The organism is Marinobacter sp. MIT930201 (assembly GCF_047122665.1).
Classification (GTDB): Bacteria; Pseudomonadota; Gammaproteobacteria; order Pseudomonadales; family Oleiphilaceae; genus Marinobacter; species Marinobacter salarius.
The window spans coordinates 3,678,075-3,692,718 of the sequence record NZ_CP138916.1; the positions used below are offsets into that span (position 1 = coordinate 3,678,075).

A 14,644-nucleotide genomic window follows, 5' to 3' on the forward strand; every position below is an offset into this window, starting at 1 on the left:
AAAACACTGTATATAGTCAAATCACTGTATATAAAAACAGGGCTAACCGGGGCAACCTAAATGAAGCTGACAGCTAGGCAGACACAGGTACTGGATATTATTCGTCGCTACCTTGACGAGACCGGGTATCCGCCGACCCGTGCAGAAATCGCGGCGGAACTTGGGTTTCGTTCTGCCAATGCCGCAGAAGAACATCTGCGGGCACTGGCCCGAAAAGGCGCCATCGAGATGGTGCCGGGAGCCAGCCGGGGAATACGTCTTCCCGATGTAGAGGCTGACCTTGGTTTGCCAGTGATCGGTCAGGTGGCGGCCGGTAGCCCCATATTGGCCCAGGAGCATATCGAAGACCATTGCACCCTGCAGCCTGAATTTTTCTCGCCCTCGGCGGATTATTTGCTCAGGGTACGCGGCATGAGCATGAAGGACATTGGCATCCTTGACGGCGACCTGTTGGCGGTGCACCGCACCCACGATGTGCACAACGGACAAGTGGTTGTGGCGAGGGTAGGTGAGGAAGTCACGGTCAAACGGTTCCGTAAGGAAGGCTCGAAAGTGTACTTGATCGCCGAGAACGAGGAATTCGAACCCATAGAAGTGGATCTGACAGAACAGGAACTCTTCATTGAGGGGCTCGGCGTCGGGGTCATACGGCGCTCGGACCTTCACTGACACCCCCAGGGTGTCCGGACATATCCGGCTGTGTTTCGTTGAGTGTTGAACACCGCGGGCGCGGCTTAACGGCAGGTGAGGCTTATCATGGAACAACTCAGCTTTAATCAGAATCTGGCTTATGCTCACGGAGGCGGCAGGTTTGTCGGTTCAGAGGTTGCCGGTATGAGCGACCATGATACCGTCAGGGCGCCTGCTGTCAGGAGTCGCCTAGCCAAACCGGCAGGCAATGTGACCGAAATCATTTTGCCCGAAGGGCAGGTTGAGAACTTCCAGCTATTGCTACCGATGCTTACGCAGTTGAATCAGGAGAAGCGTTGGTTAGCCTGGATTGATCCGCCCCAAAGCCTTGTCAGTAAGTGGCAGACCATGCGTGGCATCGTTGCAGGCGAACTGTTGGTGTTGAGGTCTACTCCTGACTACCCAGCCGGGGAGCTTGCCGAGCGAGCACTGAGCGCAGGCACCTGTCACGCTGTGGTCATGTGGACCCACAAGCTCGGGCGCGAAGCGCTCGCGTCACTGGAGCAGGCTTCGGCTCGGGGTAACAGTCATGGTGTGGTGCTGCGCCAGCGCTGATCGTCAATGAAGTGTGTAGGAGGGCCGGATGTCCTGAGTGTCCGGCTCTTCGTCTTCCCAGTCGATATCATGGGCAACGTTACCGACGGCCTCAATACCGGCTGCAATCATGGCCTTGGCCACGTTCATGTCCCGGTCTTCCATCATCTCCCTGGCTTCCGTCGAAAATGATATCTGGACCAGTGGTGCACTGTCGTCGTCGATGCGGCGAAGCGCATAGTCTCCGTTGCTCAGTTGTACAATCTCGAAAAACGATGGTGACATTAAGTTAGCCTTTCAGTTCATTCCTGTTGGGTCCGGCAACGCCGTGGTTCATTACCATTCGCTGTGCCGATCCTCGAGGATATCGATAAAGTGTTTCATCGCGCCCAGAGTGGTTTCCAGAGCCTGCTTTGAGCGATCCGGGCCGGTGTCAGCTGCAACCGCAATCACGTTTTCATTGCTGACCGTTTTTCGGGTCACCGGGGGATTGCCCTGATGACGCTCAAGCTGCTCGAGATGACTCCACCAACTCCGCCCGTCACTGGCCAGCTGCTCCAGTTCTGTCATTTCCGGGCTGTGGGTTCCGATCAGCTCATCCAGTGCCTCAAGGTCATCAGGCTGGCTATGTTTGTGCTGATACACCCTGGCGATCATTACCAGCGTCAGTTTTCGAGCCCTCAGCCCTAGCTCTATGCTGCCTTGCAGCAGCGCTTCTTGCGTTGGAACGCTGTCGCTGTGCTCCAGCTGCCCCAACAGGTTGCGAGCCAGGAATATTTTCTGGGAAACCAATGAATGCCACTGCGAAGCCATGGTAGTACCTGAGAGCGGTTCACTGCTGTGCGATGAATTAATCGCCAACTATAACATTTTTCATTGTGAATTTCTCCTCCCACCGTTGGTTTGGTGGTTTTGACAAGAAACTACAAAGATTCACTTGAAACGGTCGTTTGAATTTGGCAAAAAGGCGCCCCGATTGAATAACATTTGATCGCCTGTTGTTGTTTCCGGCGTAGGCATGCCAAACCGCGAATGATACATGGGTTGATCGGTTACCTTGGAGGTAGAAGGGAATGCGGAACCAATGGGTCACGGGTTTTACAGTGGCATTGTTTGGGTTGTCAGGCGTTGCGTTGGCAAAGGTCAGTGAATCCGAAGCTCAGCGGCTGGCTAGCGAGCTGACTCCAGTTGGAGCTGAGCGGCAGGGCAATGCCTCTGGCAGCATTCCGGCGTGGACAGGTGGGCTAACCAAGCCGCCCGCTAGTTGGAAACCGGGGCAGGTGGAAACCAACCCGTTTCCCGAGGATGAGCCTCTGTTTGTTATTACCGGCGCGAATGTGGATCTATATCGCGACAAGCTGACCGACGGACACATCCGTATGCTTGAGCAATATGGCCCGGAATTTGTGATGCCGGTGTACCAGACCCGTCGTACCGCGGCCTTCCCGGAAGATGTGTACGAAAAGTCCCGGGAGAATGCCCGCAGCGCGGAACTTCTGGCGAACGGAAACGGTGTGCGTGACACCATCATGACCAGCCCCTTCCCGATTCCAAAGAATGGCCTGGAGGTGATCTGGAACCACATCCTGCGTTATCGCGGAGAGGAACTGTCGTTCCGTAGCGCTTCAGCGACGCCCCAGGTGAACGGTTCCTACAACCAGGTTGTTAACCAGTACGACTATTACTTTGCCTACAGCCGCCGCGGCGCGAACCTCGCCGATATCGATAACAAGATTTTTTACCTGAAAACCGACACCATCGCGCCATCCAGTCTCGCGGGCACCATCACTCTGGTTCATGAAACCCTGGATCAGATTCGCTCACCCCGGCTCGCGTGGCGATACGATGCCGGCTCAAGGCGGCTGCGCCGGTCACCGAACCTGGCCTATGAAACCGATCTGCCGAACTCTTCATCCCTCCGCTCGGTTGATCAGAAAGACATGTACAATGGCGCCCCTAACCAGTACGACTGGGAGCTGAAAGGCAAGCGTGAGATCTTCGTGCCCTACAATGCCTACAAGCTTCACGACGCGGATGTCCAGCCGGACGATGTCATTCGGCCACAGCACATCAACCAGGAGTTGGCCCGATACGAGCTACATCGGGTATGGGTTGTCGAAGCGAAACTGCGGACCGGTATCAGTCATATCTATTCCCGCAGGGTGTTCTACGTCGACGAAGATAGCTGGCAGATTCTTGCAACGGAGGAGTACGACAGCAATGATGAACTCTGGCGGGTGTCCGAAGCTCACAACATCAGCTACTACAGTGAGCCGGTATTCTGGACTACCATGGAGATGACTTACGATCTGAACGCCCAGCGGTATTACATCGATGGTCTGGATAACGGCTTCCCCGCCTATGATTTCGAGCCAGGCTTCCGTGGTAATCAGTTTTCTGCCTCGGCAGCCCGGAGAGCAGCCCGCCGCTGATGACTGGCAGCCCCGGGCCGGTTGAGGCACGGGGCGCTACCGGACCGTTTTCAAGGAGATGCAATTATGTCGGTACCGGAACAGCTAGAGGCAGTGGATACCCTGGTTGAACACCTGAAGACCGCGCTTGCGGAGAAGAACTGGGACGAACTGTCCCGTCTGAATGAGCTGGTCAAACCGACGATCGAGCCAGTTATGGCGGCCCTTGAGGCCGGCGAGCTGAGCCCTGAGCCAGTCAGGGAAAGGCTGGCAGCCCTGCAGACATTCTGTGATCGTGCCAATATTTCGGCAAATGAAGCCAAGGCGGAAGCCCAGAAAGCGCTGAAAGGGGTGAACCAGAACCGCAGCGCGGCAAAAGCCTATCAAAACGTCTCGTTAAATCGGCCAAAATAGCGTCATAAAATTGACTCAGGCCCACTTACAGTCTTAAATACCGCACAAATCCCCGCAAGAGATTCGTTTGGATGTCGAAGAATAACAAGGTGCTGGTGCTCAGCGAGGACGATGCGAAAAGACGTGACATTTCTACCATTCTTGAGTTTATCGGCGAAGAGGGCATTGTCGTTGGGGCCGATGCCCATTCACTGCTGAGCAGCGGTGACGCTGAGGATCTGGAGTCAATTTCCGTTGCCGTTGTTAACGGCGAGGACGATGGCGTGACCGCAGTGATTTCAACCGTGTGCGAGGTCGCTCAGGGGGTGCCTTTGCTGTTGGTTGGCGACCCTGATCTGGCGGGCCTCTCCGACGACGAGACAAGCCGGGTAATTGCCCGCATGGAATGGCCGCTTAACTACACCAAATTCGTGGACTCGCTCTACCGTGCACAGATCTACCGGGATCAGTTTGCACGTTCCCGTGAACGGGGACAGCAACGTGGTCTACAGCTTTTCCGTAGCCTTGTTGGTACGAGTCGAAAAGTGCAATCGGTACGCCAATTAATGGAGCAGGTGGCCGACAAGGATGTGAGTGTGCTGATTACTGGCGAGTCGGGAACGGGCAAGGAAGTGGTGGCGCGAAACCTCCATTACCATTCCTCTCGTCGCGACAAGCCCTTCGTGCCGGTCAACTGCGGTGCCATTCCAGCGGAATTACTGGAAAGCGAATTGTTCGGGCACGAGAAGGGCGCGTTCACCGGCGCGATCACGTCGCGGGTAGGTCGGTTTGAAATGGCCGAGGGGGGCACCCTGTTTCTAGACGAGATCGGCGACATGCCGTTGAACATGCAGGTCAAGATTCTGCGGGTTCTGCAGGAACGCACTTATGAGCGTGTTGGCAGTAACCGGACTCAGTCAGCCGACGTCAGGGTCATTGCCGCGACTCATAAACATCTCGAAGACATGATTGAAACGGGCGATTTCCGTGAAGATCTCTATTACCGCCTGAACGTTTTCCCCATTGAAATGCCCGCTTTACGTGACCGGGTGGAAGACATTCCGCTGTTGATCAATGAATTGATTTCGCGGATGGAGAAAGAAAAGCGGGGCTCCCTCAGGCTGAACTCGGCTGCGATCATGAGTCTTTGCCGCCACGACTGGCCCGGGAATGTTCGCGAACTGGCGAATCTGGTGGAGCGGTTGGCGATTATGCACCCCTACGGTGTCATTGGGGTTCAGGAGTTGCCCAAGAAGTTCCGTTACGTGGACGATTACGACGAGAACCGGCCAGTGGAAGACTCCGGTATGCCCTCTGGCATTCCCGGGCTGGTGGGGCTGGATGCGCCGGCTCTGCTGCCGGTGAACGGCATCGACCTGAAGGACTACCTGTCCAATCTTGAAAGGCAGTTGATTCAGCAGGCGCTGGATGAAGCCGGAGGAGTAGTGGCCCGGGCAGCCGAAAAGCTTCGGATTCGTCGAACGACGCTGGTTGAGAAGGTCCGGAAGTATGGACTTCGGGATGAGGAGTCCGAGGAGAGCTGATCAATCCCCCAAAGAATCGGTTTCTGATGGCGTCAAAGGTTTGTAACCTTCGGCGCCATCGCTGTTTTTAGGCGACGGAAACCCGTCGTATGCCTTTCCTCTGTTTTTCCTTCCTGTTGAAAAATAAACAAAATTTAAAGTTGGCACAGTGCTGGCTTAGTCTCGTCCAAACGATCCATCCGATTGGTACGGGCCGGGGGTTAGTCCGGTCAGAGGGCGAGTTTATGAGTCAGTTACAGTTTGTGGGTTTGTCGTCAGCAAAGGCGTCTGCCAATGCGGCTGCCGATGTCAATGACAAGGTGACGGCGTTGTTCCCGGAGCAGGACGATGAGGCTGTGGGGACAGCGTTGGAGCTGTTTAATCAGATGTCCCGACAGATCACTGATTCCTACCGCACTCTTGAGTCCCGTGTTAATCAGTTGTCCGGGGAGCTGTCCGCGGAATCCCAGCAGCGCCAGGCGGAGCTGGAGCAGAAAGAGGAGCTGGCAGACCGGCTCTCGACGCTTCTGCATGCGCTACCGGCCGGGGTTGTGGTGCTCGACAGCCAGGGGGTGGTGACGCAGACCAATCCGGCGGCGATCACGTTGTTGGGGGAGCCTCTTGGTGGAGAGCGGTGGGTGGATGTTATCCGCCGCTGTTTTGCGCCCCGCCGCGACGATGGCCACGAAGTGTCACTCAAGGATGGCCGTCGTGTCAGTATTGAAATTCGTACCATGGAAAACCAGCCGGGGCAGTTGATCCTGCTGACGGACCTGACTGAAACCCGTCATTTGCAGTCTCAGCTCGCCCATGCCCAGCGGCTTTCCGCCATGGGCAAGATGGTGGCCTCCCTGGCTCATCAAATTCGCACACCGCTGTCGGCTGCCATTCTGTATGGCGGGCACCTCAGCCAGGAAGACCTGGACGAGGAGATGCGTCAGCGTTGTGCCTCACGGTTGATGTCCCGCTTGACGCACCTGGAGCAGCAGGTGCGTGACATGCTTATTTTCGCCCGGGGCGAGACGCGGTTGGCAGAGGAATTGTCTGCCGACACCCTGGTTCAGGCGCTGGCTTTCGCGCTGGAAGGACTGAAGCTCCCTGCCGGTGTGTCGGTGGAGTTGAGTGACCAGGTCAATAGCGCCGCGCTGATGTGCAATCGTGATGCTCTGGTGGGTGCCTGTACCAACCTAGTGAACAACAGCGTGGAGGCCGGGGCGACGAACGTTGAAGTTGCCGTTGTGTCCGTTGACGAGGAACTGGTGGTGCGCGTGAGTGATAACGGTCCTGGGTTTACCACGGAGCAGGCAAGTCAATTGCTGGAAGCGTTCTATACCACCAAATCCCACGGCACCGGCTTGGGCCTTGCCGTGGTCCAGGCGGTGGTGAAAGCGCACCAGGGTCGTTTCTCGATTGATGCGCCTGCCGCCGGAGGTGCTGTTGCCATCATTTCCCTGCCATTGATGCGTTCGTTGTCGACGGGTGACCGTCGGCAGCAGCCATCAAAGAATGACTGATCGGAGGCTATTATGGCCAAAGCCCAAATTCTGATTGTTGAGGATGACCAGGATCTTCGAGAAGCGCTGGTTACCACCCTTGAGCTGGCAAAGTTTCGCGTGCGTGAAGCCGCCAATGCGGAGCAGGCCCTGGCGAAGCTGGCTGAGTCGCCGGTGGATATGGTTGTCAGTGATGTGAACATGCCTGGAATGTCCGGTCACGATTTGCTGCATGAAATACAAAGACGGTACCCAGGTCTGCCGACCATGCTGATCACCGCCTATGGTCAGATCAGCCATGCGGTGTCAGCGATGCAGTCCGGCGCCATTGATTACCTGGTCAAACCATTCGAGCCCTCAGTGCTCGTGGATGCGGTGACCAGAGTGGTCGGCGGAGGCCGTCAGAAAAGTGTCGACCAGCCCGTTGCGGAAGATCCGATCAGCAAACGGATGTTCCAACTGGCGGCGAAGGTGGCAGCCAGTGACTCGACGGTGATGATTTCCGGGGAAAGTGGAACCGGTAAAGAGGTGTTGGCGCGCTATATTCACCAGCAGTCTCCCAGGTCAGACCAGGCGTTTGTGGCGATCAACTGCGCGGCAATTCCCGAGAATATGCTGGAGGCCATCCTGTTTGGCCACGAGAAGGGTGCCTTTACCGGTGCGGTTGCATCCTCCCCGGGCAAGTTCGAGCAGGCCAACGGTGGCACCATCCTGCTGGATGAGATTTCGGAAATGGATCCTGGTCTGCAATCCAAGCTGTTGCGGGTGCTGCAGGAGCGCGAGGTTGAGCGGGTCGGTGGTCGCAAGACCATCGCCCTGGATGTACGGGTTATTGCCACCACCAACCGGGATCTGTCCGATTACGTGCGGGAAAACAAATTCCGTGAAGACCTGTACTACCGGCTGACGGTCTTCCCCATGCACTGGCAGCCACTGCGCGAACGTACACTGGATATCATGCCGCTGGCGAATGCATTGCTGAAAAATCATTGCCGCAAGATGAAATTGACCGGCGTGACCTTCGCGCCCGACGCCAGAGATGCGCTGATGGGTCATCAATGGCCGGGCAACGTTCGCGAGCTGGACAACGCGATACAGCGGGCGCTGGTCTTGCACCAGGGGAATGTCATCCATGCTGGTGACCTTTGCCTGGAACTCGGAATTACCGGGCGTATGGAAAGTGGCTCCGCCGGCACGACATCTCCGGCCTCGCCACACCCAGTCGTTTCCGAATCCGGGGCTGAGTCACCTGATCGGGACGCTCAGGATACCTATGCTGAGGAAAGCCTGTCGGGTCTCGGAGCGCTATCTTCCACGTCACTGGGTGATGAAGTCCGACAGCGTGAATTCCGGATTATCATCCAAACGTTGAAAAAAGAGCGTGGTCGACGCAACCGGGCGGCGGAGCAGTTGGGTATCAGCCCGCGCACGCTCCGATACAAACTGGCCCAGATGCGCGATGCCGGCATCGATCTGGATGCAGAGCTGGCCGCCGCCTGACCACAGCCAACAGGCTCCTTCGTTCGGCACCCAAGGGTGCCGTTTTTTGTGCCCACGTCAAAAGACCGTCGCTGTCTTTCGCCTTTCTCTCCGATTGTTAATTAACATTATGAAAATTAACAAATTAATTATGTTGGCCTGCGGTTTGCTTTGACCTGTTCAGATATGTCCAGGTCAATGGCTTGCCCATTTATACGGCGGGCCGGGAGAGTGAATCATGGTTCAGCGTGCTGACATCAACAGTGTCCTTTCAGAAATTCGCAATATGCGCTCGCAGATGATGGAGAATCAGCGGGTTGAACAGGACAACAACATTCGCGGACGGATGGACGGGCCGTCCAAGGTCCAGGAAACCTCCGACACTCCCAAATTCAGCGACATGCTCAGCCAGGCTGTGGGTTCTGTGAACGAACTCCAGCAAACATCCAGTGATATGAAGACGGCGTATGAAATGGGCGATCCGAACATGGATATCTCCCGCGTCATGATCGCGTCTGAAAAAGCATCCATCTCCTTCGAGGCATTGACCCAGGTCCGTAACCGGGTGGTGAAGGCCTACGAAGACATCATGAATATGCCGGTTTGATAGCGGAGCGGACCCATGGCCAGCGTACCTGCTGAAACCTCATCCTCGAACATGCCCGCGGCGCGGGGAGACGATACCGGCGAGAGCCGTAGCGACCTGATTTTCGGCTTCAACCGGTTGAACCTGCTGCGACAGGTGGGCCTGATGGTGGGGCTTGCCGCCAGTGTTGCCCTTGGCGTTGCCGTGGTGCTCTGGGCCCAGGAGCCCAATTACCAGCCTGTGGTGGGGGATATGTCCGGCTACAACCCACAGGATGTCACGACCATTCTAGATGCCAACAACATCGACTACCGTATGGATCCACGCACAGGCGCATTGCTGGTGCCCTCCGATGAGGTCTATAACGCCCGCCTGAAACTTGCAGCAGAGGGCGTGACGGACGAGCAGACCATGGGCTACGAACTGCTGGACCAGGACCGTGGCCTTGGAACCTCCCAGTTTATGGAAACCATCAGTTTCCGCCGTGGCCTGGAAGGCGAGCTGGCACGAACGATTGGCAGCATGCGCACGGTTCGTGCCGCTCGGGTTCATCTGGCGATTCCGGAGCGCTCGGTGTTTGTCCGCGACGCGCGCACGCCGACAGCGTCCGTGTTCCTTGAAGTAATTGCCGGTCGTCGCCTGGAGCAGGAGCAGATTGCCTCGATCGTGAACCTGGTTGCCGGCAGCATTCCGGAAATGAGCAAGGACAATGTGACCGTGGTCGACCAGAGTGGAAACCTGCTCACCGGTCGTGAGGACGGCGGTGACAGCCAGCAGATTGAAGACCAGTACGATTACACCTCCCGCGTTGAGGATCGCCTGGCTCGTCGGGTTGCCTCCATGGTCAGGCCGGTGGTGGGCGACGGTCGTTTCCGTGCGGAAGTGACGGCGGATCTCGATTTCTCCTCGGTGGAACAGGCTGAGGAGCTGTTCAATCCCGAACAGCAAGCTGTGCGCAGCGAGCGCCAGATGTCCGAGCGGCGTGCCGGTGGCGGCGCCAGTGGAATCCCCGGCGCCCTGTCCAACCAGCCGCCCGCTCAGCCGACAGTTCCGGAACAGGCAACCGCCGATGACGAGGGCAACGTCCAGGCGCCGCCGGTGAACGTGCGTGAAGAGTCGACCCGAAACTACGAAATGGACCGCACCGTCAGCTATATCCGCCAGGAACTTGGCCGCATAAAACGTTTGTCGGTAGCCTTGGCGGTTGATGACATGAAAGTGGTGGATCCCCAGACCGGCGAAGTCAGCTATGAACCCTGGCCGGAACAGGAACTGCAGCGCCTGACCATGCTGGTACGCGATGCCGTGGGGTATTCGGCCGCCCGGGGTGACAGTGTTACGGTGATGAACACTGCGTTCGCCGCCGAAGAGCAGATCGAGTTTGAAGCACCGGCGTTCTGGGAGCAGCCGTGGTTCTGGGACCTGATGAAGCAGGTGCTCGCAGGCCTGGTCATTCTGGTTCTGGTTCTGGGCCTGTTGCGACCCACCTTGAAAAGTCTGTCCGGCGGTGGCCGCAGCGAACGCAGGGGCGACTCCGACGACGGCTATGACGGCCTTGATGGCATCGAAGGCGGCGACGCTCTGCGCGAAGCCATGCATTCACAGGACGATCTGCTTTTGCCCGGCGCGACAGACAGCTATGATAGACAATTGAATGCACTGAAAGGCCTGATTGCGGAAGACCCCGCAAGGGTCTCCCAGGTGATGCGCCAGTGGGTGAATGTCGATGACTGATGAGAACAACCGCCAGCCTGATGCGGCGCAAAAGCCCCAGCGCAAGATTCCGCGGGTGGAGCAGGCGGCAATCCTGCTGATGTCACTGGGCGAAAACGACGCTGCCGAAGTGCTCAAGCACATGGGGCCGAAAGAGGTCCAGCGGGTTGGCGTGGCCATGGCCCAGATGAAAGACGTCAGCAAGGACGACGTTACCTATGTCCTGAACCAGTTTGTCGAGGCTGTTGGCGGCCAGACCGGTCTGGGGGTTGGCAATGATGATTACATTCGCACCATGCTCACCCAGGCCCTGGGGGACGACAAGGCCTCCAGCCTGATCGACCGTATCCTTATTGGTGGCAACACCACCGGCCTGGATACCCTGAAGTGGATGGAACCCCGTGCGGTGGGCGATATTATCCGTTACGAGCACCCCCAGATTCAGGCCATCGTTATTTCCTACCTCGATCCGGACCAGGCCGCGGAGATCCTCGGCACTCTGGACGACAAGGTGCGCCTGGATGTAATGATGCGGGTGGCTTCGCTGGAAAGTATCCAGCCGCAGGCACTGCAGGAACTCAACGATATCCTCGAGAAGCAGTTCTCCGGTGGCTCAGCGGCCCAGACCAGCCGCATCGGCGGGGTCAAACGGGCGGCTGACATCATGAACTTCATGGATCGCAGCGTTGAAGGCGGCCTGATGGATTCCATCAAGGACATGGACCCGGACCTGGCGTCCACAATCGAGGACTTGATGTTTGTCTTCGATAACCTCAAGGACATTGACGACCGTGGTATTCAGGCGTTGCTGCGGGAAGTGTCTTCCGAGGTGCTGGTCGTCGCGCTCAAGGGCGCCGATGACGCCGTTCAGGAGAAAATCTTCAAGAACATGTCCAAGCGGGCCGCAGAACTTCTGCAGGATGACCTGGAGGCCAAGGGGCCGGTACGGGTCAGTGAAGTGGAGTCTGCCCAGAAGGACATTATTACCATTGCCCGTCGTATGGCTGAAGCTGGTGAGATCACCCTTGGTGGTGCTGGCGAAGAAATGATGTGATGAAAGATCCCCGTCGCAACCTCGATCGCATTCCCAAGGAAAACCTCACGGCCTACGAGCGTTGGGAGCTTCCGCTGTTGGATGCGCGCGGCAATGAAATCGCGCAGGAAGAAGACCGCGACGTAAAGCCGTTGACCGCCGCTGATATTGAGGAGATCCGCCAGGCGGCCCGTGAAGACGGTCATGCGGAAGGCCGTGACGCAGGGTATCAGGCGGGGCTGAGCGAAGGTCGTGAGCAGGGGCACCGGGAAGGCTTTGAAGCAGGGCTTGCCGAGGGCCGCGAGCAGGGCGCGGAGGAAGGCCTGGCGGACACCCGCAAGGAGGTGGATGCCAAGCTGGACCGGCTGGAGCATTTGCTTGGCGAATTACTGGAACCAATCAAACGCCATGAAGACGAGGTGGAAACGGCGTTGGTCAATCTGACGACCGTTCTTGCGCGCTCCGTGGTGTTCCGGGAGCTGTCGTTGGATTCTTCCCACATTACCGACGTGGTCCGCAAGGCGATGACGGCGCTACCATCTACAACGGAAAACGTGCGCATCCATATTCATCCGGATGACTATCAATGGGTCAGTGAGGTTGCCGACAGGTTCGAGGCGGCGACCTCCATTGTCGAAGATGCTTCTGTTCTCCGGGGCGGTTGCAAGCTGGAAACCCGCCACAGCCTGGTGGACTTCACGGTGGAAAAACGCTTCCAGAAGGCCGTTCAGGGCATGCTGGACCGCCAACTGGACACCGAATCCGCCGGTGAGGGGGAAGAGCTTGATGCCATGATGGGCGATCTGACCGACTTCCGGCACGATGTGCTTGACTCCGACGAGGATGAAGGCCATGACAGCACACCTGGCTGAACGCCTGACACGACTGCAGGATTACTTTACCGAAGACCCCCAGCCGGAACTGTCCGGGCGGCTGACGCGCATGGTAGGCCTTACCCTGGAATGTGTGGGTTGCCCCATGGTGGTCGGCGACCGCTGCGTGATTACCGGGCAGGGCGCCGGCACCGTGGAAGCGGAAGTGGTGGGTTTTGAGGATGACCGTGTCTATCTGATGCCGCTTACGGCCATAGAGGGGTTGCGCCCTGGAGCCAGGGTGGTGCCGTTGTCGGTGGCCAGCCGGGTGCCGGTCGGCCCGGAGTTGCTGGGGCGGGTGGTCAACGGCAACGGCGAGCCACTGGACGGCAAGGGCCCGCTGCAGGCGGAAGCCCGCGTGTCTCTCAGTGGCGATATCATCAACCCGCTGGACCGTGCGCCGGTGCGTCAGTCCATGGATGTGGGTATCCGGGCTATCAATTCACTGATGACCGTCGGCCAGGGGCAGCGCCTGGGCCTCTTTGCCGGCAGCGGCGTTGGCAAGAGTGTTCTCTTGGGTATGATGACCCGCTTCACCAACGCGGATATCACGGTGGTTGGCCTGATCGGCGAACGGGGCCGTGAGGTTAAAGAGTTCATTGAGGATATCCTTGGGGACGAAGGGCTTGCCCGCTCTGTTGTGGTTGCCTCCCCCGCCGATGACTCACCACTGATGCGCCTGCGTGCTGCCATGCTGACCACCCGAATTGCGGAATACTACCGGGATCAGGGCAAGCGGGTATTGCTGTTGATGGATTCATTGACCCGCTATGCGCAGGCCCAGCGGGAAATTGCCCTGGCCGTCGGCGAGCCTCCAGCCACCAAGGGCTATCCGCCTTCGGTCTTCGCCAAATTGCCGCAACTGGTTGAGCGTACCGGCAATGGCAGGCCTGGTGGTGGCTCTATCACTGCATTCTATACCGTACTGACGGAAGGCGATGACCAGCAGGATCCTATCGCGGACGCCGCGCGGGCGATCCTGGATGGCCACATTGTGCTGTCCCGGCGATTGGCGGAAGAAGGCCATTACCCCGCCATCGATGTGGAGGCGTCCATTAGCCGGGTAATGCCGCAGGTTACCGAGACCGAACATTTTGCCCGCGCCCAGCGCTTCAAACAGGTCTACTCCCGCTATCAGCAGGCAAGGGACCTGATCAGTGTCGGGGCCTATGTAAAAGGATCAGATCCTGAAACCGATTTTGCCATCACCCATATCGGCAACATGGGACAGTTCCTCCAGCAGGGGTTGAACGAAAGCGCACCGTTGGAGGACAGCATCCAGCAGTTGCTCGCGGTGGTGCCGGAAAGACGCTCTCCTGATCGCCCCAAGACCCCGCCGCAGGCTGATGGAGGTGGTAGGTGATGCTCAGGTCCCAGCGCCTTTCGGTCGTGCTCACTCTGGAAGAACGTAAAGAAAAGGCCGCTCTGGAAAAAATGGCGGAAGCACAGCAGCATCATGAAGCCCAGCGCCAGCAGATAGAAAACCTTGAGCGGTATCAGCGGGAATACCGGGAACAGATCCGCAGTAGCCAGAAAGGTGTGGTGTCTGTTGCTCGCCTCCAGGGCTGGCAGGCGTTTATAGCCCAGTTGGATCAGGTGATTGTGCAACAGCAGAAACTGCTGACACAGGCGGCAGAACGGCTCCAGGCATGCCGGGAAGAATGGCAGAGGGCCTGGGAGCGGCGCCGGGGAATGGAAAAGTACATTGAAACCTGTCGCCGGCACGAGCAGCGGGAGCAGGATGTCAGGGAACAGAAGCAAATGGACGAAGCCGCCGGGCGGATACTGGCGAGGCGGCGCTGAGCGGGTTGCCAAATGGCAAACGGCGGATGCAAATTCGGTGTTGTAAGCTATCCTTTATGTCAGGGTGCCCTGGGCACACCTGTCATTTCCCGTTACCCGGCACGCATACCATGG

General features: G+C 57.9%; 15 protein-coding genes. 13 read left to right on the top strand and 2 right to left on the bottom strand.

Annotated features, from left to right (window positions below):
- Positions 1-60 precede the first annotated feature (60 nt).
- Both lexA and SIC19_RS16750 read left to right on the top strand, forming a co-directional pair.
- Positions 61-669, top strand: a complete 609-nt coding sequence (gene lexA, locus SIC19_RS16745; RefSeq protein ID WP_036204787.1) for a transcriptional repressor LexA — start codon at positions 61-63, stop codon at positions 667-669.
- 165 nt (positions 670-834) lie between these two features.
- The gene (locus SIC19_RS16750) at positions 835-1,245 is read left to right on the top strand and encodes a cell division inhibitor SulA (RefSeq protein WP_412535613.1); all 411 of its coding nucleotides are present in this window, start codon (positions 835-837) and stop codon (positions 1,243-1,245) included.
- 3 nt (positions 1,246-1,248) lie between these two features.
- Here the strand turns inward: SIC19_RS16750 and SIC19_RS16755 are convergent, their stop codons facing one another.
- Together SIC19_RS16755 and SIC19_RS16760 are read right to left on the bottom strand one after the other, a co-directional pair.
- Positions 1,249-1,509 carry a hypothetical protein gene (locus tag SIC19_RS16755; protein ID WP_007155189.1) on the bottom strand — a complete coding sequence of 87 codons (261 nt, stop codon included), beginning with the start codon at positions 1,507-1,509 and terminating at the stop codon, positions 1,249-1,251.
- A 51-nt stretch (positions 1,510-1,560) separates the two neighbouring features.
- Complete coding sequence (locus SIC19_RS16760; RefSeq protein ID WP_036204793.1) at positions 1,561-2,037, bottom strand: DUF6586 family protein; 477 nt, start codon at positions 2,035-2,037, stop codon at positions 1,561-1,563.
- A 260-nt stretch (positions 2,038-2,297) separates the two neighbouring features.
- Here SIC19_RS16760 and SIC19_RS16765 point away from each other — a divergent pair, with 260 nt between their 5' ends.
- From SIC19_RS16765 to fliJ, 11 genes are all read left to right on the top strand, one after another.
- On the top strand, positions 2,298-3,656 hold the full coding sequence (locus SIC19_RS16765; protein ID WP_036204795.1) for a DUF1329 domain-containing protein: 1,359 nt from the start codon (positions 2,298-2,300) through the stop codon (positions 3,654-3,656).
- Between the two features lie 66 nt (positions 3,657-3,722).
- Entirely contained in the window at positions 3,723-4,049 is a 327-nt protein-coding gene (locus SIC19_RS16770) for a hypothetical protein (protein WP_036204810.1), read from the top strand.
- A gap of 71 nt (positions 4,050-4,120) precedes the next feature.
- Complete coding sequence (locus SIC19_RS16775; protein WP_036204813.1) at positions 4,121-5,572, top strand: sigma-54 dependent transcriptional regulator; 1,452 nt, start codon at positions 4,121-4,123, stop codon at positions 5,570-5,572.
- Positions 5,573-5,796: 224 nt separating this feature from the next.
- Positions 5,797-7,065, top strand: a complete 1,269-nt coding sequence (locus tag SIC19_RS16780; protein WP_127401630.1) for a sensor histidine kinase — start codon at positions 5,797-5,799, stop codon at positions 7,063-7,065.
- A gap of 12 nt (positions 7,066-7,077) precedes the next feature.
- Positions 7,078-8,544 (top strand): sigma-54-dependent transcriptional regulator, encoded by a 1,467-nt coding sequence (locus tag SIC19_RS16785; RefSeq protein ID WP_126812167.1) that lies wholly within the window; start codon positions 7,078-7,080, stop codon positions 8,542-8,544.
- A 217-nt stretch (positions 8,545-8,761) separates the two neighbouring features.
- The gene (gene fliE, locus SIC19_RS16790; protein WP_036204822.1) at positions 8,762-9,130 is read left to right on the top strand and encodes a flagellar hook-basal body complex protein FliE; all 369 of its coding nucleotides are present in this window, start codon (positions 8,762-8,764) and stop codon (positions 9,128-9,130) included.
- A 15-nt stretch (positions 9,131-9,145) separates the two neighbouring features.
- Positions 9,146-10,843: a flagellar basal-body MS-ring/collar protein FliF gene (fliF, locus tag SIC19_RS16795; RefSeq protein ID WP_036204825.1), complete on the top strand. Its 1,698-nt coding sequence runs from the start codon at positions 9,146-9,148 to the stop codon at positions 10,841-10,843.
- Positions 10,836-11,876, top strand: coding sequence for a flagellar motor switch protein FliG (gene fliG, locus SIC19_RS16800; protein WP_041333672.1), 1,041 nt, complete (start codon positions 10,836-10,838; stop codon positions 11,874-11,876). Before fliF ends, fliG begins: the two co-directional genes overlap by 8 nt.
- Positions 11,876-12,727, top strand: coding sequence for a flagellar assembly protein FliH (locus SIC19_RS16805; RefSeq protein ID WP_036204831.1), 852 nt, complete (start codon positions 11,876-11,878; stop codon positions 12,725-12,727). Before fliG ends, SIC19_RS16805 begins: the two co-directional genes overlap by 1 nt.
- Entirely contained in the window at positions 12,699-14,090 is a 1,392-nt protein-coding gene (fliI, locus tag SIC19_RS16810; RefSeq protein WP_227517887.1) for a flagellar protein export ATPase FliI, read from the top strand. The genes SIC19_RS16805 and fliI overlap by 29 nt, the downstream gene beginning before the upstream one ends.
- Complete coding sequence (gene fliJ, locus SIC19_RS16815) at positions 14,090-14,530, top strand: flagellar export protein FliJ (RefSeq protein ID WP_036204835.1); 441 nt, start codon at positions 14,090-14,092, stop codon at positions 14,528-14,530. The genes fliI and fliJ overlap by 1 nt, the downstream gene beginning before the upstream one ends.
- The last annotated feature ends 114 nt before the right edge of the window (positions 14,531-14,644 follow it).